The following is a 22,497-nucleotide window of genomic DNA, read 5'->3' as shown; positions in this document are numbered from 1 at the left end:
CCGTTGCCCTGTCAGAGCTGTTACGAGGTGCCATTTTCTGATGTGTCCCCGTCTCCCAGTTACTACGGGCGAAGCCCGAAGCGGCCTTGCGCCGGCCACGCCTGCAGTCCGTCCACCTCGTGCATTCTCAGCCGCACCTGGTCGCCGACGCGGGGCCGGCCCGACCCCGGACCCATCCAGGTCGCCCGGTAGAGCCCGCCGTCGACCGCGACGTAACCCTGCGGGTCGAAAGGGGAATGCACGGTACCGAGTGGGCTGACGGACACGTTCGGCGGCGCGACAGGAGACGCCGGCCGTGAGTCGATCAGCTCGCCGTCCTCGTCGTCCGCACCGCCGTCGTCCTCGTCCTCCTCGCTGTCCTCGCCCTTGCGCAGGAGGCCACGCCACCAGTCGGCTGCCGGCGAATCACGCTTTCCGAAGACGGCGACGCCAAGCCCGAGCAGCACGACAACGATCACTACATAAGCCCAGGAAGGCACTGTCGAGTCGTCCTGCCCCGATGGGGACGGCTCCACTGGCGGAGGGGTCAGGTCGGCCGGAACAGCCGACGCGTCCACCAGCAGCGCCCGCTTGAGCATGACGTCCAGGAAGAAGGGGTCGCTGTTGGTGGAGTACATCCCCGAAGCGCGTTCTGTCTCGGTACCCGCCACCTGCTCCCGGCACTGTTTCGAGCAGGACGCCTTCTGCTCGCTGTTGCGGGACAGCGCGGCACGGGCTTCGTCCACGGCCGCGAATCGGTGGTCGGCCACAGCCAGCAGCAACGAGCCGGCCGTCCCGAGGTCAGGTTGCGCACCTGCCTTCGAGCGGCTGCGCAACGCGACCTGGACGGCGAGCTTGGCTCGACGATCGAAGATCGAATCCAGGACGGTCGGGGCACCTCGGTCACCGACCAGGGTGGACGTGCCGGTCACCCGCGCCACAACGGCTCCGCCGCTGTCCGGGATCCCCTTGAGCAGACTGTCTAAATTACTCAGAGTAGCCTGGTCGACCTGCTCCGGCAACTCCATGACGCGCAGCGGGAACGTCGATTCCTGGCCAGGTGTCGACGCGGCTGCCACGGGAAGCGCGGACACCAGCGGCACGGTCAACCCGGGGGTGACCAGCCCCATGATGATGGCAATCGCCCCGGTCATTGGTAACAAGGTCCGGATCGAGACCCGTAACCGGACCGGACGTCGCGCCGGAACGCTCCCCGTGTCCGTCACGGGGTGATGATGGCCGCCTCGCAGCACTGAACCCCCCCGCATATCTGCTGCTGTTTGTGACACTACAGGTCACCGTGGTCAGCGGAAAACCAGCATAGTGCCCTGAAGACCCAAACCTCCCAGACCTGCAGGACCGCTTCGCCGACCGCGCGGGCCCCCGCCGTCCAGACGGGTATGAGCCGCCAGCATGACTGACATGCCACGTCCGAACGGCATCGCCATCTGTCACGCTGAAGAAGATGGGAACGACAACAACCAAGATCACAACGGAACTACGGGACCGCCTGGCCAGCGTCTCCACCGACTTGGGCGGCGTGACGCTAGCGGAGACGCTGCAGCGCCTGATCTCCGAGCACGAGGAGCGGGCCGCACTGGCGGCCTATGACCGCCTGCGCGCCGACGAGCGGGAATGGGCCTCCTACCTGGAAGAGTCACAACTCATCGACAACGCCACCGGCGACTGGCTGCGGCGAGACGGTGCTGTCGGAACAGCGTGAGAAACGTTCGGCCGTGGCAGGTGTGAATCGTGGACTTCGGCCATCCCCTCGGCAGCGAACAGGCAGGCATGCGGCCGGCAGTCGTGGTGGCGTCCGAACTGCACTGCCGCTTCCCGATTGACATGACCATCGTGGTGCCGACAACCGCCCGGGATCACGGGCTCCCCCACCACGTACCGATCACCTCGCGGGAGTCCGGCCTGAACCGGCCGAGCTGGGCCCGCACCGAGAACATCACGGCCATCTCCACCAGGCGCATGCCCAGTGGTCAGTCGATCGGCGAACTGGCCCCGACCGAAACGAACGACGTTAACCGCTGGATCCACCGGATGATCGCGCACTGAGCGGACCGGTGCCGCCAGCGGTGACACCAAGGATTGCCGACTTATCATAAGTCAGCAATCCTTGGAAGACCTGGGGCCGTCACGAACCCACCCCTGGCGGCCGGGCCGCGATCAACGCGGGAACCCAACTGGTTGCGGTCACATAGTCTGCGAGTGGCGGAGCCATCAAATGGGCGAGGAAACGTAGGTCGGCGAGGATCACGGCGAGGTCGAGGCGGAACAGAGGTTCGTGGTGCGCGGCACGGTTGCGCACCACGTGCATTCGACCGACCCGTCCGTCCACGTCGCGGCGGTCGGTGCCGGAAGGAAACGCACGGTGCAGATAGGGAACCCACAGAGTCTTCTCGTGGCTTGCGGATGACAGATAGCGCCAAAATCCAAACCCTAACTCGGCCACGATCTTTCCGGGCTTCGCGGAAGGTCCGCCGGCAGCTCTGATTGCCGCTGTGACAGCATTTCGGGGCTTGGCGTTGACGTCGATACGGCGTCCGGACCTGGTACGCAGCAGCGGGACGAACATGGCGGTATCAGCTGTGTAGATCCAATGCCGGGAACCCTTCCAGGCCGCGCACAGCGCAGAGTCATAGGCGTTGCGCAGCCCGATCTCGAGGTGGCACAAGTCGTGGAGGAAAGCGGCTGCGACACGCGCGTTCCACTCATACAGGACCAGGGCAGCCAACCGGTCCCCGCCCGCAGCAGCCAGGTAAGACGCCAACCGAGGCGACGACAGCCACCGGTCGACCCATCCCCCGTCTGCGGGCCACTCCGATGCCGGCGACTGGGTACTGCCTGCATCCGCCGTCCCGCTCCTCGAGGTGCTACGATCGTTAGCGAACAGCCTCGGTGGACCGCTGGCCTTGGCCATGTCGCCGGGGCTACGACGTTCCGGGATCTGATCGGTGTCCTTTGGTAGGGTCACGGTCGCTCCAGGCAAGTGGTCTCATGGCATATTTGGCGCAAAAGCCCGCGTGTATCTCCACAACCTGGGCTCGTACCCTGTCACCGGGCGGCATACGCGCCTACGAGTTCCCTCCGGCGAGCCGGTATGCAGCTGGTATCGGACGGTAGCAGACCTTCGGCGTACAGCCGGCAACCGGGCCATACAGGCCGAGGCGTTTACCACCCGCACGGACGCGTTCTTCACGCCAGACCGATTGATTCGACCCATCAATGCCAGCTGGCCGGGGACTGCTGGCGCACGGACTCGCCAACGTCGTCCAGCAGCCGGCCGGCGCGGGCAGTCCCGGCCGGCATGATCAGCCGCTCGGACGACCCGGTCAAGCTGGAGGCCGCCGCGGTCAGCGAGCAGGTGGCCTGCCAGGATGCAGTGAATTTCCAGCGCTACCATCAGCGATCAATGTGGATCTTGCCCGTTCCAGTTGAATACCCATGACCCTCTACGCGCAGAAGGGTGATGGTGCGGCCGGCGGGGCTGGTGGCCTTGTCGAAAACCCGGTGCGTCCGGTGATGGGAGCGGCATCGGGTCGCCGGAGACGACCAGAGCACAGCCGGGCTCGATCCACCACGTCAGGCCCACGGCCGGGGACAGCGGCGAGCGGACGTACCGTTCGAGCCGACCTGAGCATGACCGTCCACACCACCACGGCCCACCGTTGCACCTGCGAAGGCATGCTCAGCACCCTGCAGCGCTGGTGACCCGCGACCAGGTACGGGGCATGTACCGGGATGCCACCTACATCCCATATCTATTCATCGATCATCATCCGGATGAAACGCCGCACCTGGGCGAGGTCGGTGTCGGTGAGTCGACCGAGCGGCCCCCGTGCCGCGAATCTGCGCTCGGACACAGAACGCATATCCTCTGTACGCACCCACGTCGGCCGGTCCAAACCCGCGGCCCGCCAATCGATGGCGACGTGGTGCGGCAATTCCCGATCGACCGATGTACACAGCGTGACGAGGGCCATCCCGATCGGGAACGAACAGTGCAGGGCAGAACCCACGACGACGACGGGACGCCTCCCCGCCTGTTCGGACCCGATGGGAACGCCCAGGTCGACGAACCAGACCTGGCCAGGCCGGACAAGACGACTCACGAACCCTCGCCGGTATCGGCCGTCACGCCATCCCATTCGTCGAGTTCGCTGACGTAGGCGGACCAACCGTCCGCATCCTCGCGAAGCCGGGCGTACGCGGCCGAGATCTGCCGGCGGAGCCGCGCCTCCTGGTGCTCGGCAACGAGCCGCGCGACAGCCTCGGAGAGAGTGACCCCGTCAAAGTCGTCGGCGGCGACCCTCGCCAGGGAATCCCGTACCTCAGCCTGGATCTTCATCGTCGTCACAGACATAACATCAGTATACCTAGGCGGATACCACGGGTAGATCTCAGCCTCACGCCAGCAGTGTCCGCACCCAGCGCCGGCCATCGCTGCACACCGGCCGTCCACAGAACCGTGATCTCAACCGCCCGCTGGGACGGCACTCCGGCGATCCGGCGCCGCACGGATTCCTGGATCATGAGGCAGCGGAAGCCGTCACGGTGCGCGTCCATAATGTAGGGATGTTGGCCGGGTCTCCTGGCAGGGGTTGTGCGGCCGTGACTCGTCAATGGCAAGGAGGGAGGGATGACTATCCGGTGGAGACGTCCTCGCCGAGATATGCCTGCCGGACACGGTCGTCGGCGAGCAGGTCTGCGCCGCTGCCGGCGAGGACAACCCGGCCGTTCTCCAGGACGCAGCCACGATTCGCGATCCTGAGGGCCTGTGCCGCGTTCTGTTCCACCAGCAGCACGGCCACGCCGACCTTGTTGATCTCGACGATCACTTCGAAGATGGTCTGGATGATCCGGGGGGCCAGCCCCATCGACGGCTCGTCGAGCAACATCAGCCGGGGTCGGCTCATCAACGCCCTGCCGATAGCCAGCATCTGCTGCTCCCCGCCGGAAAGGGTGCCACCCACCTGGGACGCCCGCTCGGCCAGCCGGGGAAACAGGCTGAAGACCCGTTCGATGTCCTCCCGTACATGCCGCCGGTCGTGGTAGGCGCCCATCAGCAGGTTCTCCCGGACGGTCATGGCGGCGAACACCCGCCGCCCCTCGGGGACATGGCTGACCCCCTGCCCGACCAAGGTGTGCGCCGGCATGGATGACAGCGGCCGTCCGTCGAGGTAGATCTCTCCGCTCCGGGGGCGGAGCAGCCCGGAGATCGACCGCAGGGTGGTCGTCTTGCCGGCGCCGTTCGCTCCGAGCAACGTCACGATCTCCCCTTCGGCAACCTCCAGCCGGACGCCGCGCAACGCCGGTACGGCGCCGTAGTTGACCCCGATGTCGGCGAGCTCCAGCAACATCACCGCACCTCCCTGCCGGTCCCGCCAGACGTGTCCGTGGTCCACGCGCCATCGTTCGCCGTACCGCTACCGGTCTCCACTCCGAGGTATGCCTCGACCACCGCCGGGTCGTGCTGGACCTCGGCCGGGGTGCCGTGGGCGATGACGCGACCGAAGTTCAGCACCACCACCGAGGTGGCGATGGACATCACCAGCCGCATGTCATGCTCGATCAGCAGAATCGAGACCCCACCCCCGGCGATCCGCCGGATCAACGTCTCGAGACTGCGCTTCTCGGCGGGGTTCGTCCCGGCTGCGGGCTCATCCAGGAGAAGAAGCCGCGGGTCGGTGCCCAGCGCCCTGGCGATCTCCAGCCGGCGCTGTTCGCCGTGGGGCAGCGACGAGGCCAGGTCGTGCGCGCGGTGGGACAGGCCGACCAGATCCAGGAGTTCGAACGCCCGACTGACTCCGGCCCGTTCCTGCCGCCGTGCGCCGGGCAGCCCGAGGATCGCGCCGAACGGTCCGTACCGCTGCCGGACCTCGGTACCGATCTGCACGTTCTCCAGCGCCGACAGGGCGGGGAAGAGCCTGATGTTCTGGAAGGTCCGGGCGATTCCGAGGTGGGTGATGGCATGCGGGCTGCGGCCGACGATCTCCGCCGGCCGGCGGGATGTCCGCCAGAACGTCACCGACCCCTGCTGCGGCCGGTATGCGCCGGTGAAGCAGTTGAACAGGGAGGTCTTACCGGCCCCGTTCGGCCCGATCACGGCCAGGATCTCGCCCCGGCGCTGTTGCAACGAGACCCCGTCGAGGCTGGTGACCCCACCGAACCGCAACATCAGGTCACGGGCCTCAAGCACCAGGTCGGACGGCGGACTGCCCGGCGTGCCGGCCGGCCCGGTCGCGGCGACGGCAGTCATGCGGCGACTGCGCCAGGGTGCACGGTGTCGCCAGGGTGCACGGTCATGTGATGGTCCTTCCGAGCGGGGCTGCGCCGAGCGAGTCCGACGCGCCGGCGCCGGCCCCGGCGAGCTCGATCTCCCGGCGTCTGCGGCGGGATGGCACCATGCCCTGCGGACGGAAGATCATCATCGTGATGATCACAGCACCGAAGTAGATGTACCGATCCGTCGGCGGGACCTTGTCGCGCAGGTAGAAGGCCAGCCCCTGCAGGACGACGGCACCCGTCACCGCACCCAGGCGCGAGCCCATCCCACCGAAAATGACCACCGCCACCACGAGGAACGACGACTGCAGGCTGAAGCTCTGCGGGTTGAAGAACTGCTTGGTGGCGAGCAGGACACCGGCGAACCCGGAGACCGACGCCCCGATCGCGAAGGCGAGCAGCTTCATCCGCAGGGTCGGCACCCCGGTGGCTTCCGCGGCGATCTCGTCCTCCCGGATCGCAGCCCAGGCCCGGCCGATGCGGGATCGTTCCAGCCGTCCGAAGGCAATCATGACGAGGACCACGATCCCGAGCAGCAGGTAGTAGTACGGGAGCGGATCGATTCCCCACTGGTAGTGGATCCCGGGCAGGTCGACCGACAGGTGCGGCACCCCGAACACCCCACGCGGGCCGTTCGTGATCTCGTCCGAGTTGTTCGCGATCAACTGGATGATCTCCCCGAAACCCAACGTCACGATCGCCAGGTAGTCACCCCGCAGCCGCAGCGTCGGCGCACCGAGGATCACACCGGCGAGCGCCGCGAGGACGAGCGCGATCGGGAGGACGAAGAACGGGTTGAGAATGAACGGTGCATGCCACGGCATCGCCGACGACGAGCTGAAGTAGGCGGCCACATAGGCGCCGATCGCGAAGAACGCGATGTAGCCGAGGTCCAGCAGGCCCGCATAGCCGACCACGACGTTCAGCCCGAGCGCGAGCAGCGCGTAGATGCCGATGTCGTTCACCATCGACTGCTGCGCCGCCGTCGAGACGAGCATCGGCGCCACGATCGCGATGACGAGCAGGACCGCGTTGAGGCCGACGTTGCCGTAGCGCCGCTCGAACGTGGCCCTGACGGGCCGGCGTGCCCGCGCCGTCACCGTCACCCGGCCGAGCACCGGTCGCAGCTCCGTCGCGGCGACCAGCACCACCCACAATCCGACCGCCAGGCCGAGGAATACCCCGATGCGCGGGTCGATCACCGACTGCCGCAGCGCACGGAACGGGTGAGCGGAGTCGCCGCTGGGCCCGGTCACCAGCGCGGCGACGACACCGAGCGCGAGACATACCCCCAGCTGCCGCAGCCGCGCCGGAGTGATCGCGCCGGTGACCCCACGGGAGGTCCGCGCCGGCGCTGTGAGGATGGACGGACTCGGCCCGGGCGCCTGCCGCAAGGCGATCTTCGGCTGCTTCCGCGGTATCGGCTGCGTCGGCGGATTCGATGACGGCTCGGACAGCTCCGGCTGTCTCTGCGGCGCCGGATGTGTCGGCGGCGCCGGATGTGTCGGCGGCGCCGGGGGCTTCGATGACGGCGTCGGCGGCTCCAGCTGTGCCGGCGGATGCGATGGCGTCGGCGGCTCCGGCGGCGTCGGCGGATTCGATGCCGAAGAAGGTGTGGACGAGGTCGACGCGGGGGGTTCGGGCGACGCCGGGGACGGCGGTCGGGCGGTCATGCGGCCCTGCCCAACCGTGCGCCGAGCAGACCCGACGGGCGCACCATGAGGATCCCGACCAGCACCAGGAAGGCGATCACGTCCTTGTAGGACGCCTGGAAGACGTAGCCACCGTAACTTTCCACCAGCCCGAGCAGGATGCCGCCGAGCATGGCACCGCGGACGTTCCCGATGCCTCCGAGCACCGCGGCGGTGAACGCCTTCACCCCGGGAACAAAGCCCATGTTGTACGAGGCGTTGAAGGTCATGGCATAGAGAAACCCGCCCGCGCCGGCGAGCAGGCCGCCGATGACGAAGGTCAGGATGATCACTCTTTCGACGTTCACGCCCATCAGGACGGCGGTGTCCGCATCCTGCGCGACCGCCCTGATGCCCTGCCCGAGGCGGGTCGTCGCCACGAGGCGGTCCAGCAGGACGAGCATTACGACCGCGGCGCCGAAGACGACGACGGTCTGGGTGGACACCTGGGCGCCGAAGAGGTGGAAGACGGTGCCGTTGGTGAACAGGGCGGGCACCGGCACGTTCTGCCGGCCGAACTCCTTGCCGGCGAGGTTCACCGCGAACAGCGACGCGCCGATCGCGCTGATGAGGTACGCGAGCCTGGGGGCGGACCGCCGACGCAACGGCCGGTAGGCGACCCGTTCGAGGGTGAACGCCGCCGCCGCGCCGGAGGCGGCACCCACCGCCAGCCCGGCGGCCAGCAGGCCCACCGAGGTCATCCCGGACGGCGTGGAACCGCCCGGCAGCAGACCCCTGGCGGCGAACAGCCCACCGAAGGCCCCCAGCATGAACACCTCGCTGTGGGCGAAGTTGATGAGCTGGAGCACGCCGTAGACGAGCGTGTAGCCCAGGGCGATGACCGCGTACAACGAACCGACCATGAGACCGTCGACGGTCAGCTGCCAGAACTGGTCGGCAAAACCCATGCATCTCCTCGTCGTGTCCTCGTCATGGCGTGGGGCGGTGACCGGCGCGCCCCAGGCGCCCCGGTCACCGCCCCACTATCCGTCAGGCTGTCCGTCAGGACTTGATCAGGTCCACGGTGTTGCCGAGAACAGTGATCTTTCCGCCCTTGACCTGGTAGATGAAGTCGTTCGCGCCTTCGACCTCACCATTGGGCTGGAACTTGACCAGCTTGGTGACACCCTTGTATTCGACCTTTCCGAAGGCCGATGCCACCGACTGCCGGTTCACGTTGTCACCAAGGCTCTTCAGCACCTGGATAAGGGCGTTGGTCGCGTCGTATGCCTCACCGGAGTACGTGCCGGGCCGGGCGCCGCCGTTGGTTTTCTTGTACGACTCGACGAAGGCCGCCGCGGCTGGATCACTGTTGGCGTCGCTGCAGGGGCAGCTCAGGTAGGTGCCCTCGGCCGCGGCGGTACCGGCCTGCTCGACGTACTTGCCGTCCAGCGAACCGTCACCGCTTATCGTGGCGCCTTTGAAGCCCTTGTCGTGCAGCGCCCTGGACAGCAGCGCCAGCTCGGCGTAGTAGCCCGAGTAGAACAGGACGTCCGGACTTTCCGAAATAATCTTTGTTGCCTCGGAGGTGTAGTTCTTCGTCGGGTTGATGCCGTCGTGGACCACGGTCACGCCCTTGGTCTTCAGCTCCTTCTCCAGAGCGGCGGACAGACCGGTGCCGTAGTCGCTCTTGTCGTCGAGCGAGAACACCTTCTTCGCCTTCAGCACGGTGGCGATGTAGTCGGCGTCCGCCGTGCCCTGGACCGTGTCCGGAGCGATGACCCGGTAGAAGGTCCTGAAGCCCAGCGTCGTCAGCGCCGGGTTCGTCGCCGAGGGGCTCACCGACAGCAGGCCGGCCTGCGAGTAGAGCGGCTCGCTGGCCTTGGTGGCTCCGGAGAACATCGGCCCGACGACAGCCAGGACGTCCGAGTTGTCGATGATCTTCTGCGCGGCGGTCGGGCCCTGATCCGGCGAACCCCCGTCGTCGGACTGCACCAGCTTCACCTTGAAGGGCAGGCTCGCGTCGGAGTTCGCCTCGGCGATGGCGGTCTCCACCCCGTACAGGGCGTTGATGCCGAGCTGCTGGTTGTCACCCGACAGCACCCCCTGGAAGCCGATAGTGATCGTCTTCTTCCCGTCCGACGACGACCCGCCGTCGCTGCTACCGCATGCCGCGGCGGTCAACGTCACCGCGCTGGCTAGGGCAATTGCCCCCAGGAGTGTTCGCCTGGCCATGCATCTCCTCCTAACCTGTCCTGCTACCTGTCCCGGACCCGGCGTGGACGACGCATGGTTGCGGTCACGAACTGCTGGTGTGCCCCGCCGACACGCATCTGCGCATCTCCACCGAGATGTCGGCACCGTAGTCCCCCCTCTGAACATGCCGGAAGCACACCCTGCGTGTCATCCAACGTACCGGTCATCCTGCTTACACCGACTGTCCGCACAGCTGCATCAACGTTGGGCCAGGACAAGGTCGAAGCGGGTTGCGCGGAGCCACCAGCCATCCCAGCAGAGGACGATGCCACCAGGTGGGACGCTGGTGATAGGTCGTCCTGCCCCGTGGCGGTAGAACTCGCCGTTCGCCGGTGTGCTGTCCGAGCAGGAGCGACAAGCGGCTCTGGCCGCATGCCGGTCCGGTCCACGCAAGCAGATCACTGTCGGGGACGGACTCGTCAGCCGAGCAGGTAGCGCAGGAGAACGACGTCGCCGATCCGGCGGACCTCGGCCAGTTCCATCCGGTGGCCCGCATGGTAGGGAAAGGTTCCGTTGCCGACGAAGCGGGGTGCGGCTGGGTCCCCGATAAAGAATGGCGCGATCACCAGGTGGATCTCGTCGGCGAGCCCGGCGGCGAGGAACTGGGTGTGGATCATGCCGCCGCCCTCGACCATCAGCCGGCGTACGCCGCGCGAGACAAGGTCCGCCAGGACGACGTTCAGGTCCGGGGGGTCACCGGCGTCCACCACGGATGCCACGCCGGCGAGGCGTTCACGGATCTTGTCCGCTGCGGGACTCGCGGTGTAGACGATCTTTTCGACCTGCCCGGCGGTGAAGAAGCTGGCGGTGGGGTCGAGGCCGCCACGGCCGGTGAGGGTGACCTTGATGGGGCTTTCCGGTAGGCCGCGGGCCACCCGCTCCTCGCGGCGGGCCGCCGAGCGGACCAGCAGCCGGGGGCTGTCGCGACGGATGGTGTTAGCGCCCACCAGGATGGCGTCAACGCTGGCACGGACCTCGTCGACCCGGTCGAAGTCGGCGTCGTTGGACAGCAGCAGCCGCTGGTCGGTGGCGTCGTCGATGTAGCCGTCCACGGACGCGGCAACCGACAGCAGGATGTGCGGACGTTCGGTCACGTGATACTCCAGGCTCGCCGGTGAGCATATTTTCCACGATGCGGGCGAACTGATAATCACCAAAAGAAATGAATTCGATCAAGCTATGGTGCGCCGGGACCCCTTCCTGCCGACATGAATACGGAATTCATTTTCCTCTACAAGGGTACCATCAGACGAAAAACCTGCAAGCACCTCCCGGACGCGACGCTCGAAGACCTGGGCTCGATCGCCGAAAAGCGGACGAGCAGCAAAGGACGTGGAGTACAGGTATCCGATGACGCTGCCACTCGTCCAGGTACGACGTACCGGAACCCGCGTCTCCTCGACCACTCCGAACGGCGATTCAGCCAAAATTTCACCACAGGGCCGGTTATGATACACGAACACGCCCGCACCCGCTCGGCGCTGCTCGCCAAGAAATTCTTGAATCATCCGCCGTACCGCCACTGCCCAGTCACTGCCGATCTCCCAGAAGCTACTGTCGCCGAAGACGGCAACAGCACCCTGTTCATGGACGTACGGCGCAATACGATGCAGAGTGCCAGCCTGGTCCATCCAGTGGAAGGCGCGGCAGATGGTGGCGAGCGATGCGCGCCAGCCCGCAGGCGGCGTGAAGTCTTCCGCCGGAGAATGATGAAATGCAATTCTTGTATCCGGGGCAGCGGAGCGGATGCTGTTTTCCGCCAACCTCAGCATCTCACCGTCCGAGTCGACACCGATAATCTCGGTGAAGAACAGGCGAAGCGCTCGGACGACCTGCCCGGTGCCTGTGCCGAGATCGAGAAGTGTACGAGACGGCTCATCCGCCACCGCGTCGACAAGAATCCGAACGACGCCACGAGGAATACCTGGACGGAATTCGTGGTAATAGGTGGCGGCGCCTGCGAACCGGCTCATATGCTTCCTCTACATTAATCAGCCAGGCCTCCGCGTACAAGAGGCGGGTGGCCGCCAGCCACCAGATCACAATATAGGTACCCGACAGTAACCCTATGACGTCAGGCCGAAGTCGTCGGCGACGGCCTGGTTGACTTCAGGAGAATCCCGGTCGTCGGTAAGGACGAGCGTGCCGCGTATAGAACCACGGCCGGTCCGGTCGGCCATCGCCCCCGGCGTCGCCTTCGACCGGGTCTGCCCGGACCTCCCCGAAACGCTGCCGCCACCCGTCCTTCCAGTCCTGTCCCGGCCGTCCCCGATACGGGCGGGAAGCGGAGACGGGCCGGTGACCACATGATCTCGCATGATGTCATGGTCGCGCACGGCGTCATGGTCCCGCGGCGTCGCCTACTCGATGGCTCCGTGCCCCACGGGCTCTCGGCGGCACGACCGACGTTCCTATGATGAATAGTGAGCAGCGGGCAGCGGTAACCAGGACCGCAGTAAGCAGGGGCCGACGGGATAGTCAGGGGGATTGGCCAAGCATGACCGACTCGCGGCAGCAGGTGCGCGGGGCCGCGCGGGCCGCCACGGGTAATGAACCATCCGGTCCGGTGATTCTTTTACCCCGCCGACGACCCGGCTATCTCGGCCCGGTCCACATCATGCAGCTGTTGCTGGCCGAGACGGCGATCATAGCCATACTGGCGACGCTCACCCGCGGCATCGTGGCCATCACCGCAGCCTGCGCCGGCGCGACCGTGCTCCTGCTCGTAACACTGGGGCGACGTAACGGCCGGTGGTGGGTGGAACGCCGCATGATGATCTGGCGGTACAACCGGCGCAGGCGCGCGAGCCCGGCCCGGTACTCCAGCGACCCGCGCCTGGCCGCCCTGTCAGTGCTGGCCCCGGGCCTCACCGTCGAGGACATACCCGCCGCGGACGGCACACGGGTCGGCGTCGCGCAGGACGACGCCGGCTGGTTCGCGGTGGCCGCGCGCAGCACGGGCGCGGCCATGTGTGACGATCCGGGCGAACGCCTGCCCCTGGAGGTTCTGGCAACCGCGCTCGCGGACGCCAACCAACCGGGCGCCGTACTCCAAGTGGTCCGGCACACGGTACCGGCACCGGGGCTCGACACCCATCCCGCATCCCCGGCGGACCAGTCGTACCGCCAGCTCCTCGCTGAGTTCGGTGCGGCGCCGGTCCCACTGGACGCGATCCCACTGGACACGGTCACCTGGATCGCGGTCCGGCTGGACAGGCGGGCCCTGGCCGAAGCCGGCGCCGACATCGGTACCGATCGGGATGCGGCGCCCGCGCCCGCGGTCGTGGCCGCTCTGCTCCGCGGTGCCGCCAAGTCGTTGCGCCGGGTGGGCATCCCATGCCAGGTGCTCGACGCCGCCGGCCTGGTGGACGCGCTGGCGCGATCCTGCGATCTGGACCTCACGGCGCCGGGGAGCGCACCCGCCGCGCGCAGGGAGAAGTGGACCACGTGGCACTCGGCCCGGCTGGCCCACCGCTGTTTCTGGATCCGGAGCTGGCCGCCGGTGGAGGAGGCTGCCGCGCTCCTGGACCGGCTGGCCGCCACGCCAGCCGCCGTGACCAACGTGACAATGATCATGGTACCGGACAACGACAACGATCTGATCGACCTGCGCGGTCTGGTTCGAGTGGCGGCACCGGCCGCCGATCTCGACCAGATCTGCCAGACGATCACCGACCTCGCCGTACAGGCGCAGGCCGAGCTTTTCCCACTCGACGGCGAGCAGGCGCCGGCGGTCTACGCGTCGGCCCCCACCGGAGGTGGCGTGCGATGACCGCCCCCCGGCACGGTGCAACCGCGGGGGAACCGACACCGGATGGCGAGGCCGGCGTGGAGCACCGATCCACGCCGGTGCCGGCGGCGCTGGGCGCGCAGGCGCAACCCAGCCCATGGGCACCGGTGATCGGGCGAGATCCAGGCCAGGATGCGCCAGCCCCCGGCCAGGCCGCGGCACCCGCCCGATCAGCCACCACGGCCACAACCGCACACGCCACAACAGCTCAGGCCGCGGCAACCCAGGGCACAACGGCGCAGGCTGTGGCGTCGCAGGCTGTGGCGTCGCCACACACCGCGGCCGAGGCGAGGGCGCTGCCCGGCACCGCCCGGGAAGGCGCCGTCCACGACGGCAGCCGCCCCCCGAACAGCACTGTGCCGGGCGGGCACGGGCCCCGCGGTCTCACCGGACGGCTGGCCCGGCTGCGGATCGGCTCACACACCACGTCCGGACCGGCCCTCGCCCAGCTGGGTGTCACCTCGCCGGGCTCCGGGCTGATCCTCGGTGCCGATCGGTACCAGCAGCCGGTACGAGTGCGTTTCTTCCGCCCGGAGCCGACCAGGGTGACGCTCCTCAGCCGCGCCTGGGCCGGCAAGTTGATCGTGTTCCGCGCGCTCGCGCTCGGTGCGCGAGTGACCGTGGTGACCACCGAACCCCGGGAATGGGACGGTTTCGGCGAACGCGCGACCGGTCATGGCGACCGCCTCCGGGCGCTGACGGTCGAGCAGCCGCTCACGCTGGCCGCCACGGCACAGCGGCCGGTGCTGCTCGTCCACGATCTCGGCATGGTGGGAGCGAGCGCACCGCCCCCACTGGGCCCCTGGCAGACGCAGCTCACCATCCTGCGGCAACTCGACCGGTCCGGGATCCCCTCAACGGCCCGGGGACTTGGGCCGCCCGGACCTCCCAGACCGGCTCCGCCGGCCGGGGAGGAACCCCGAACGCGAAAGGAACATGATCGCGCTGCCGTTGGCCCTCTGGTGCGGGAAAGCCATCTGGTGGTGCTTCAACGACTCGGTGGTGTCGAGGCGGCGTTGGTCGGTGGCGCGCTGCGGCTACCCGGCCATACCGTCCGGTTCCTGCAGTCGATGGCGGACGACATGGTCGCACTGGTCGGTGACGGGGTCGACCGTCACGTGTGGCTCAGGCAGACCGACGTGGAACGCGGGTACACGGGCGGGCCGTCGAGCCGCCCGGAGTACCGAGCCTTTCCATAACGGAACGTCACTGCGCCGGGGGCGTCCAGGGCATCTGGATGAGCCGGGCGCCATGGCGCCGGGTGACAAGCCATCCTCGCCCGGGTGGCAGAACCTGCGGTTTCATGGTGCCGAACAGCGCACCCTCCTCCTTCGGGCCGGACATCATGACGCCGGGCGAGGCGAGCTCCCGGATCCTGGAGATCACCGGGTCGAACATGGCCCGCCCGGCGCCGCCGATCCGCCTTGTCAGCACCAGGTGCAGCCCGATGTCACGCGCCTGCGGCAGGAACTCGAGAAGCTGCGCCACCGGGTTCATCGTGCCGCCCGCCACCAGGTCGTAGTCGTCGACCAGGAGGTAGAGCTCGGGGCCCTTCCACCAGCTCCGGTTGCGCAGTTGCTCCGGTGTCACGTCCGGGCCGGGCAGCCGCTCCTTCATCACCGTGGCGACCTGCCCGATGAGGTCCGCGGTGACCTGCTGGGACGTGCCGGTGCCGATGAGGTGTTCGGTGTCGACGCAGCCCAGCAGGCTGCGTCGCAGATCGACCAGGATGATGCGGGCCTGGGCCGGCTCGTAGGCCCGGGTGATGCTGCGGGCGAGGCTGCGCAGGAACGAGCTCTTTCCGCACTCGACGTCGCCGAGGAGGATCAGGTGCGGGTCCGCGTCGAAGTCGAGGAGCACTGGCTGCAGGTCGGTCTCGGCGATACCGATCGGGATCTTCCCGCTCCTGGGTTCGGGCAGCGACTCGTGGGGCAGCTCGTCGGGCAGCAGCCGGACCCGGGGCGCCGGCGCCCCGGTCCAGGACGTCCGCACGTGCGTGACGAACTCGGCCACGCCGTCAGCCAGGTCGTCGACTCGGTGCGCACCGTCGATGCGGGGCAGCCCAGCCTGGAAGTGGAAGCCGTCGGGTGTCAAGCCCCGGCCCGGGTTCTGCTCCGGCACGTTCACCGCGGCCCGGCGGTTGATGGCCGAATCGCTCGGGTCACCGAGCCGCAACTCCACCTTGGTGGCGAACATGTCCCGCACCGCGGCCCGGACGTCCATCCAGCGGTTGGCGGCGGCGAGGATGTGGATGCCGTAGCCGAGACCCCGGTTGGCCAGCTCGGAGACCATCGGATCGAGATCCTCGAACTCACCGCGCAGGGTGGCCCAACCGTCCACGACCAGGAAGACGTCGCCGAACGGGTCCTGTGCCCCGAGCTGCCCGGCGCGCCTGGCCCGCCGGTACGCGGCGATGCCTTCCACGCCCTCGCTGGAGAACAGCGCCTCCCGGGCCTGCATCAGCCCGTACAGCTCGGCGACGGTGCGGCGGACCTTGTCGGCGTCACGCCGGGTGGCCACCCCGCCCACGTGCGGCAGGTTGGCCAGCGCGTTCAAGGCGCCACCGCCGAAGTCGAGGCAGTAGAACTGGGCCTCGGCCGGGGTGTGCGTGAGCGCCAGGCTGCACACGAGCGTGCGCAGGAAGGTGCTCTTGCCGGTGACCGGGGCACCCACCACCATGACGTTGCCCGCCGCGCCGGACAGGTCCAGCCACATCGGGTCGCGGACCTGCTCGAAAGGCTTGTCCACGACACCGACCACGCCGTGCAGAGCACCGTGCATCCCGGCGTCGTCGCTGGTGAGGCCACGCTCCGGCGAGTGCACGAGCCGGGGCAGAAGCTGGTCGAGCGTCGGCGGCTCGGCCAGCGGCGGCAGCCAGACCTGGTGGGCCGGCGGGCCCTGGCCCTCCATCCGCCGCACCAGCACATCCAGTAACGTCTCGCCGCCGACGGGCTCCTCCTGCTCCGTCGCAGGCTCGGCCGGCTGGTCGGTGTGCGGCGGAGCCACATAGTAGGTGGAGAACTCCCGCACCGGATCCACCGGCCGACCGCCGCTCGTGGGCACCGCGCCGTCCCGGCGGTACACCCCCGACACGTACGCCGCCTTGAACCGGACGAGCTCCTCGGTGCCGGTTTTCAGGTAGCCGTGCCCGGGCGAACGCGGCAGCTCGTAGGCGTCAGGCACCCCGAGCACCACCCGGCTTTCCATGGACGAGAACGTACGCAGGCCGAGCCGGTACGACAGGTGTGTCTCCAGCCCGCGCAGCCGGCCCTCCTCAAGCCGCTGCGAGGCCAGCAGCAGGTGGATGCCCAGCGACCGGCCCACCCGCCCGATCTGGACGAACATGTCGATGAAGTCGGGGCGTGTGGTGAGCAGTTCGCTGAACTCGTCGACGACGATCAGCAGGCTGGGCAGCGGCGCCAGCGGCACGCCCGCGGCCCGCGCCCGCTCGTAGTCCCGCTGCGAGGCGTAGTTGCCGGCCCGGCGCAGCAGCTCCTGGCGTCGGACCAGTTCGCCCGAGATCGCGCCGTGCATCCGGTCCACCAGGGACAGTTCGTCGGCCAGATTGGTGATCACAGCGCTGGTGTGCGGCAGACGGTCCAGCCTGGCAAAAGTGGCGCCACCCTTGAAGTCGACCAGGACGAAGTTGAGGATCTCGGAGCTGTGCGTGACGGCCAGCGCCAGCACCAGCGTGCGCAGCAGTTCGCTCTTGCCCGACCCGGTCGCCCCGACGAGCAGGCCGTGCGGACCCATACCGTCCTGCGCGGACTCCTTGAGGTCGAGCTCGATCGGGCGCCCGTCGAGCCCGACGCCGAAGCGCAGCCGGAGCCGGTCCCGGTTGGGCCGGCTCGCCCACATCCGTGCCAGGTCGAGCTCGTCAGGATCGCCGAACTCGAGCAGTTCGGCGAGGCCGAGGTCGGCCGCCACCGCGGACTTCTCGGTGACCGACGTGGCGGACAGCCGTAGCGGTGCCAGCCCGCGCGCCAGCACCTCCGCCTGCGCCGGGTCGAGCCGGTCGGCCCGCCCCACCTGGATCGTCCCGTCCATGGTGGTGCCCGAGATCGAGCCGTCCTCGGCGATGTCAAGCACCACGGTGGTGCCGTCCAGCAGGCGGGGCGGCGGGTTGGACAGGTCGAGGATGGTGACCCCGGCCACGCCGCCGTCGGTCATGAGGTGGTCCGACCCGGCGGTGGAGCCACCGTCGATGACCACGACCACCTGCGGCCCGGCAAAGGACCCGGGCGCGACCGGGTCGAACCTGGGCCGGTTGGCCAGCACGTCGTCGAGCATGGCCTCCAGCGCCGTGACCGCCGGCGCGATGAGCCGGACCGGACCGACCGCGTCCGCCTTGGTCGGATGCCCGGCGTGCGGCAGCCACTTCGCCCATTCCCACTGCGTGCGACGCAGGTGGTCGGCCACGGACAGACCGACCAGCAGGTCGTCCGGGGCGTGGAAGGTGACGAGCTGGGCCAGTAACGCGCGGACCAGGTCGCGCACCGCGTCCTCGTCCGGGCCGCGCAGGTAGACGTGGGAGAAGTCGCGCAGCGCGATCGAGACCGGCAGGTCCGGTACGACCGAATAAGTGGCGACGAACTTCCGCAGGGCCATCGCGCACAGCAGCTCCAGCTCGTCGACCGGTCGGGTCTGCGGCGGCACCAGCGGGGTCGCGACCTCCTGGGAGCCCAGGCCGATGCGTACCACCGTGAAGTCCACGTCGCCGCGCCGGCGCTCCCACAGCCGTCCGCTCATCACCGTCGACCACAGGGCGGACGGGTCGGGATGCCGGTAGTGGATCGCCTCGCGTTGCTGCCGGATCGTGTTACGCACCTGAGCGCGCAACTGGCTGAGCCGGCGCATGTACTGGCGACGCGCCTCGATCATCTCGCGCTTGCCCGGCCCGGTCTGCTGCACGGCCATCATGGCGATCATGCCGAGGATCGACACCCCGTACATGCCACCGGCCACGTACGTCAGTGGCCCGCCGCGCTGGACGCCCATCATCAGCCCCATGGCCGCCGCACCGGCCCCCATGGGCAGGATCATCAGCATCCGCTGCCATGTCCTGCCGGTGGTGGTCGGCACCTCCGGCGGCGGGTCGAGCAGCAGCTCCCCGCTCGGGAGGGCCGGCGCCAGGTGTCGCGGCGGACGTTTGACAACCACCGATGTCACGCCGCTGCCCTCCTCCCCGAATCGGCGGATCAGATCCTACAGACCGCGGCAGTTGCCCGATCAGACCGAAATGCTACGTTGAGTCCTCGGGGTCGACACGCATTGGGAGGTGCGCGGACCGTGAGCACCCCGCGAAACCGCTCGCTGCACCCACGACTGCGCGTGGGCAGCGCGTGACGGCCCCAGGCGGCCTGAGCCTGGCCAGGGTGACCGTCGCCGCGCCGGAGCGCCGCATGGACGTCGCGCTACCCGACAACATGATCGTGGGGGAGCTGCTCCCCCACCTGCTGCGCCACGCCGGCGACGACCTCGGCGACGAAGGTGAGCGGCACGGCGGCTGGGTGTTGCGCCGGGCCACCGGCACGGCCCTGGAGTCGACCCGCAACCTTGCCGCGCAGGGGGTACGCGACGGCGAGGTTCTCCAGCTCGCGCCACGCCGGCTCGACTGGCCCGAGCTCGCCTACGACGACGTGGCCGAAGTGATCGCGAGCAGCTCCCGGCGGAGCAGCCGCTCGTGGGGCAACGCCGCCACCCGCCGGTGCGGGCTCGCCGTCGCCAGCGGCGTGCTCGGGCTGGGCGTGGCCGCGGTGGCCGCGTCCGGCCCGCCCTGGCCGCTGCCGGCCGGCCTGGCGATCGGCCTGGCCGCACTGCTCGCGATCGTCGGCATCACCGCGGCCCGTACCTTCGCCGACGCCACCGCCGGCGCCGCGGCGGCCGCGTCCGGCCTGCCCTACGCCCTGCTCGGCGGCGCGTTGATCGCCACGCCGGCCGGCGTCACGCTGACCCACCTGGGCGCGCCCAGCCTCCTCCTCGGCTCGGCCGCGCTGCTGGTTTTCAGCGTCGTCGGCTACACCGGTGTCGCCGCGCTCCAGTCACTGTTCACAGCCGGCCTGGCCGCCGGCATCGCCGGGTTGCTCGCCGCCCTGTCGTGCCTCGCCGGCATGTCCGCGGCGGGGGCCGCGGCGGTCACCCTGACGGTTGCCATCGGCATGCTGTCCGGGTATCCGCTGATCGCGAGTCGGATCGGCCGGCTGCCCGCGCCCGAGCTGCCCGACCGGCCCGAGGGGATCCTCGAGGACCGGCCGGTGCCCAGGCGCGCGGATGTCTTCGCCTCCGTGGCGCGCGCCCACGAGCTGCTTTCCGGCATGCTGCTGGCGACCGCCCTCGTAAGCGTCGCCGCCATGGCGTTCCTACTGGCTGTCGAACGGACCGTAACCAGCGCGTTGCTCACCGCCTCCGGGGCCTGTGCCCTACTGCTGCGCGGCCGGCTGTTCCGCACGCTGCGGCAACGGATCCCGCTGCTCGTCAGCGGGACAGCCGGGCTCGGGCTGCTGGTCTTCAGCGCCGACCTGGAGACCGGCCGCGGCGGAGCGCGGCTGCTGTACGTGCTGGTGCTGGTGGTCGCCGCCGCGACCGTGTTCGGGGCCGCGCTCCTGTTCAGCCGGCGCCGGCCCTCGCCCTATCTGGGCCGCATCGCCGACATCGCCGACGTGCTCGCCATCATGGCGCTGATCCCGCTGACCTGCGCCGTCATGGGGATGTTCGGCTCGATCCAGGGGCTGTTCGCGTCGGTCGGGGGGTGAGACAGCGTGGTGACACGGCGCGACCAGCTCCAGTCGTACCAGTTCCTGACCCAGCGAGTGATCTCCGCGTTCGTCATGCGGGAGACCGACCCGCAGCAGTCCCCGCTGCGCCGGGGCATCGGCGCGGTCTTCGGCGGGGTGATGATCGCGGTGGTCGCGGCCACGGGCTTCGGTGTCTACGGCATCCTCACCAAGACTGACAACGGTGCCTGGAAGACCGACGGCTCGGTCGTGATCGAGAAGGAGACCGGCGCCAGCTTCGTGTACTCCTCCGGCGGGCTGAACCCCACGCTCAACCTCGCGTCCGCAATGCTCGCGGCCGGGACGCCGAACCCGCGGGTCCACCGGATAGCGAGCAGGTCGCTGGCACTCGTCCCGCGCAGGGTCTCGATCGGCATTCCCGGCGCGCCCGACTCACTGCCCGCCGCGGGCAACCGGGTCGGCCTGCCGTGGACGCTGTGCACCGCGTCCGGGCCGGGCTCCTCCGGCAGGGCCGTCAGCACGGTGACGCTCGCGGTGGCCAGCGCTCCCACCGGCGGCCGCAGGCTGGACACCGACGAAGGCATGCTGGCCAAGAATGCGGTGACAGGCACCACGTACCTCATCTGGGGCGAGCACCGCTACCAGCTGACGGACACGGACAGGGTGGTGCCGGCGCTGTTCGGGGCGCTGGTCACCGCGGTACCGGCCGGGACGTCGTGGCTGAACGCGCTGCCCGCCGGGGCCGGCATCGGCCCGATCGTGGTCAACGGGCGCGGCCGCCCGTCCCCGGCGGTACCCGGCCACACCATCGGTGAGCTGCTGGTCGCCGAGACCGGCTCCGGTCCGCAGTACTACCTGGTCTTCGACGACGGCCTCGCCGCGATCACCCCGCTGCAGCAGGCCATCGCCAGCGTATGGTCGCCGGCACCGCCGACGCGGATCTCGGTGTCCGAAGCGACATCCGCGGCCACGAGCAGCCGGCTGAGCCGGCCCAGCGGGCCGACGGCGCCGCCCCGGTCCCCGCCCGCGCTGGTCACCCCTGCCGGCGACGATCTCCTCTGCGCGGTGACGAACAACGCGGCGGCCCCGCCGGACATCTGGGTCGGTGGCTCGGTCAAGGGGCTCGCCACGGCCAACCCGACCGGCACGATCGGCCCGGGCGGCGCGAGGCTGGCCGACCGGGTGTACGTGCCGGCCGGGCATGTCGCGATCGTGCGGGCGATGGGCGCGCCGAACACCACCACCGGGCCCTACTTCGTGATCACCGATGTGGGCATCCGGTACGCGGTACCCACGCCGGGCGTGCTTGCGATGCTCGGGTACGCACCCCAGCTCGCGGTCGACGTGCCGGCCGATCTGGTCAGGGAGATCCCGGCCGGCCCGACGCTCGACCCGGCCGCGGCGACCAGACCGGCCCCCCTGGCATAAGGCGACCAGGCCGGCCTCCTGGCATAACCGGCGGCGCGTGCGCGGGCCCGAGATCCCCGGTGGCCGACGTCATCGCCGCGGCTGCTCGTCGAAGAGCATGACCGGTGGGCCCGACTCCCGCTGCTGCGGATGGTGTGGCGGCGGCGTGGCGAGCCCGGACCGCCAGGACCTGCGCCGGCCCCGCGGCAGCGCCACGGCCAACACGAGCACGGCGGTCACCATGATGGCGGCACCCGCGGTGCCCACGACGGCGGTCTCCCGGGCCCGAGCCCACGTCGGCGTCCGCTCGCGGTGCGGGCGGGTCAGGGCGGGCAGAGGTACGGGGCTGGCGTCGACGAGCGTGTCGTTCACCGCCGCGTACGGGTTCACGATGCCCTGGCCG

19 protein-coding genes and 1 pseudogene are annotated in these 22,497 nt (G+C 69.2%); 6 read left to right on the top strand and 14 right to left on the bottom strand.

What is annotated here, in order from left to right; translation table 11 throughout:
* Positions 1–62 precede the first annotated feature (62 nt).
* Positions 63–1,133: a hypothetical protein gene (locus tag CV1CTNOD_RS06780; protein WP_131785305.1), complete on the bottom strand. Its 1,071-nt coding sequence runs from the start codon at positions 1,131–1,133 to the stop codon at positions 63–65.
* 311 nt (positions 1,134–1,444) lie between these two features.
* On the opposite strand from CV1CTNOD_RS06780, the gene CV1CTNOD_RS24500 reads away from it, so the two are divergent.
* Positions 1,445–1,702 (top strand): hypothetical protein, encoded by a 258-nt coding sequence (locus CV1CTNOD_RS24500; protein ID WP_165485353.1) that lies wholly within the window; start codon positions 1,445–1,447, stop codon positions 1,700–1,702.
* 29 nt (positions 1,703–1,731) lie between these two features.
* On the top strand, positions 1,732–2,046 hold the full coding sequence (locus tag CV1CTNOD_RS06775; protein WP_242606429.1) for a type II toxin-antitoxin system PemK/MazF family toxin: 315 nt from the start codon (positions 1,732–1,734) through the stop codon (positions 2,044–2,046).
* A gap of 79 nt (positions 2,047–2,125) precedes the next feature.
* Here CV1CTNOD_RS06775 and CV1CTNOD_RS06770 read toward each other — a convergent pair whose 3' ends face one another.
* The 11 genes from CV1CTNOD_RS06770 to CV1CTNOD_RS06715 all read right to left on the bottom strand — a co-directional run bounded on the left by CV1CTNOD_RS06770 (position 2,126) and on the right by CV1CTNOD_RS06715 (position 12,499).
* A complete protein-coding gene (locus CV1CTNOD_RS06770; protein WP_207386243.1) occupies positions 2,126–2,725 on the bottom strand; it encodes a hypothetical protein in 600 nt (199 codons plus the stop codon).
* A 1,027-nt stretch (positions 2,726–3,752) separates the two neighbouring features.
* Complete coding sequence (locus tag CV1CTNOD_RS06760; protein WP_131785304.1) at positions 3,753–4,103, bottom strand: type II toxin-antitoxin system PemK/MazF family toxin; 351 nt, start codon at positions 4,101–4,103, stop codon at positions 3,753–3,755.
* A complete protein-coding gene (locus CV1CTNOD_RS06755) occupies positions 4,100–4,339 on the bottom strand; it encodes a hypothetical protein (RefSeq protein WP_207386242.1) in 240 nt (79 codons plus the stop codon). Before CV1CTNOD_RS06755 ends, CV1CTNOD_RS06760 begins: the two co-directional genes overlap by 4 nt.
* A 295-nt stretch (positions 4,340–4,634) precedes the next feature.
* The gene (locus CV1CTNOD_RS06750; RefSeq protein WP_131785342.1) at positions 4,635–5,351 is read right to left on the bottom strand and encodes an ABC transporter ATP-binding protein; all 717 of its coding nucleotides are present in this window, start codon (positions 5,349–5,351) and stop codon (positions 4,635–4,637) included.
* Complete coding sequence (locus CV1CTNOD_RS06745; protein ID WP_242606428.1) at positions 5,351–6,250, bottom strand: ABC transporter ATP-binding protein; 900 nt, start codon at positions 6,248–6,250, stop codon at positions 5,351–5,353. Before CV1CTNOD_RS06745 ends, CV1CTNOD_RS06750 begins: the two co-directional genes overlap by 1 nt.
* A gap of 43 nt (positions 6,251–6,293) precedes the next feature.
* Positions 6,294–7,670: an ABC transporter permease subunit gene (locus tag CV1CTNOD_RS06740; protein WP_431607082.1), complete on the bottom strand. Its 1,377-nt coding sequence runs from the start codon at positions 7,668–7,670 to the stop codon at positions 6,294–6,296.
* Positions 7,671–7,945: 275 nt separating this feature from the next.
* Complete coding sequence (locus tag CV1CTNOD_RS06735; RefSeq protein WP_131785302.1) at positions 7,946–8,875, bottom strand: branched-chain amino acid ABC transporter permease; 930 nt, start codon at positions 8,873–8,875, stop codon at positions 7,946–7,948.
* 94 nt (positions 8,876–8,969) lie between these two features.
* Positions 8,970–10,142 (bottom strand): branched-chain amino acid ABC transporter substrate-binding protein, encoded by a 1,173-nt coding sequence (locus CV1CTNOD_RS06730; protein ID WP_131785301.1) that lies wholly within the window; start codon positions 10,140–10,142, stop codon positions 8,970–8,972.
* Positions 10,143–10,582: 440 nt separating this feature from the next.
* Positions 10,583–11,257 carry a RibD family protein gene (locus CV1CTNOD_RS06725; protein ID WP_131785300.1) on the bottom strand — a complete coding sequence of 225 codons (675 nt, stop codon included), beginning with the start codon at positions 11,255–11,257 and terminating at the stop codon, positions 10,583–10,585.
* A gap of 78 nt (positions 11,258–11,335) precedes the next feature.
* Positions 11,336–12,136, bottom strand: coding sequence for a class I SAM-dependent methyltransferase (locus CV1CTNOD_RS06720; RefSeq protein ID WP_131785299.1), 801 nt, complete (start codon positions 12,134–12,136; stop codon positions 11,336–11,338).
* Positions 12,137–12,229: 93 nt separating this feature from the next.
* A complete protein-coding gene (locus tag CV1CTNOD_RS06715; protein ID WP_131785298.1) occupies positions 12,230–12,499 on the bottom strand; it encodes a hypothetical protein in 270 nt (89 codons plus the stop codon).
* A gap of 161 nt (positions 12,500–12,660) precedes the next feature.
* Here CV1CTNOD_RS06715 and CV1CTNOD_RS06710 point away from each other — a divergent pair, with 161 nt between their 5' ends.
* Positions 12,661–13,935, top strand: coding sequence for a type VII secretion protein EccE (locus CV1CTNOD_RS06710; protein ID WP_131785297.1), 1,275 nt, complete (start codon positions 12,661–12,663; stop codon positions 13,933–13,935).
* Entirely contained in the window at positions 13,932–15,152 is a 1,221-nt protein-coding gene (locus CV1CTNOD_RS06705) for a hypothetical protein (protein ID WP_131785296.1), read from the top strand. Before CV1CTNOD_RS06710 ends, CV1CTNOD_RS06705 begins: the two co-directional genes overlap by 4 nt.
* A 7-nt stretch (positions 15,153–15,159) precedes the next feature.
* Here the strand turns inward: CV1CTNOD_RS06705 and eccCa are convergent, their stop codons facing one another.
* The gene (gene eccCa, locus CV1CTNOD_RS06700) at positions 15,160–19,122 is read right to left on the bottom strand and encodes a type VII secretion protein EccCa (protein ID WP_131785295.1); all 3,963 of its coding nucleotides are present in this window, start codon (positions 19,120–19,122) and stop codon (positions 15,160–15,162) included.
* A 173-nt stretch (positions 19,123–19,295) separates the two neighbouring features.
* On the opposite strand from eccCa, the gene eccD reads away from it, so the two are divergent.
* Complete coding sequence (eccD, locus tag CV1CTNOD_RS06695) at positions 19,296–20,705, top strand: type VII secretion integral membrane protein EccD (RefSeq protein WP_131785294.1); 1,410 nt, start codon at positions 19,296–19,298, stop codon at positions 20,703–20,705.
* Between the two features lie 6 nt (positions 20,706–20,711).
* Positions 20,712–22,115: a type VII secretion protein EccB gene (gene eccB / locus CV1CTNOD_RS06690; RefSeq protein ID WP_131785293.1), complete on the top strand. Its 1,404-nt coding sequence runs from the start codon at positions 20,712–20,714 to the stop codon at positions 22,113–22,115.
* A 69-nt stretch (positions 22,116–22,184) separates the two neighbouring features.
* Here eccB and CV1CTNOD_RS24495 read toward each other — a convergent pair.
* Positions 22,185–22,497, bottom strand: a pseudogene (locus CV1CTNOD_RS24495) (S8 family serine peptidase); the annotation flags it as partial.

It is taken from the genome of Protofrankia symbiont of Coriaria ruscifolia (assembly GCF_900634745.1).
In the GTDB taxonomy this organism is placed as follows: domain Bacteria; phylum Actinomycetota; class Actinomycetes; order Frankiales; family Frankiaceae; genus Protofrankia; species Protofrankia californiensis.
Note: the sequence above shows the minus strand (reverse complement) of the source record. Positions and strands in the feature narration are given on the sequence as shown.

What these genes read in the sequence shown, in the direction of transcription:
- CV1CTNOD_RS06780 (WP_131785305.1), bottom strand. Translation starts at nt 1,133, where the DNA reads ATGACCGGGGCGATTGCCATCATCATGGGGCTGGTCACCCCCGGGTTG.
- CV1CTNOD_RS24500 (WP_165485353.1), top strand. Translation starts at nt 1,445, where the DNA reads ATGGGAACGACAACAACCAAGATCACAACGGAACTACGGGACCGCCTG.
- CV1CTNOD_RS06755 (WP_207386242.1), bottom strand. Translation starts at nt 4,339, where the DNA reads ATGAAGATCCAGGCTGAGGTACGGGATTCCCTGGCGAGGGTCGCCGCC.
- CV1CTNOD_RS06750 (WP_131785342.1), bottom strand. Translation starts at nt 5,351, where the DNA reads ATGTTGCTGGAGCTCGCCGACATCGGGGTCAACTACGGCGCCGTACCG.
- CV1CTNOD_RS06745 (WP_242606428.1), bottom strand. Translation starts at nt 6,250, where the DNA reads ATGACTGCCGTCGCCGCGACCGGGCCGGCCGGCACGCCGGGCAGTCCG.
- CV1CTNOD_RS06735 (WP_131785302.1), bottom strand. Translation starts at nt 8,875, where the DNA reads ATGGGTTTTGCCGACCAGTTCTGGCAGCTGACCGTCGACGGTCTCATG.
- CV1CTNOD_RS06730 (WP_131785301.1), bottom strand. Translation starts at nt 10,142, where the DNA reads ATGGCCAGGCGAACACTCCTGGGGGCAATTGCCCTAGCCAGCGCGGTG.
- CV1CTNOD_RS06720 (WP_131785299.1), bottom strand. Translation starts at nt 12,136, where the DNA reads ATGAGCCGGTTCGCAGGCGCCGCCACCTATTACCACGAATTCCGTCCA.
- CV1CTNOD_RS06710 (WP_131785297.1), top strand. Translation starts at nt 12,661, where the DNA reads ATGACCGACTCGCGGCAGCAGGTGCGCGGGGCCGCGCGGGCCGCCACG.
- CV1CTNOD_RS06705 (WP_131785296.1), top strand. Translation starts at nt 13,932, where the DNA reads ATGACCGCCCCCCGGCACGGTGCAACCGCGGGGGAACCGACACCGGAT.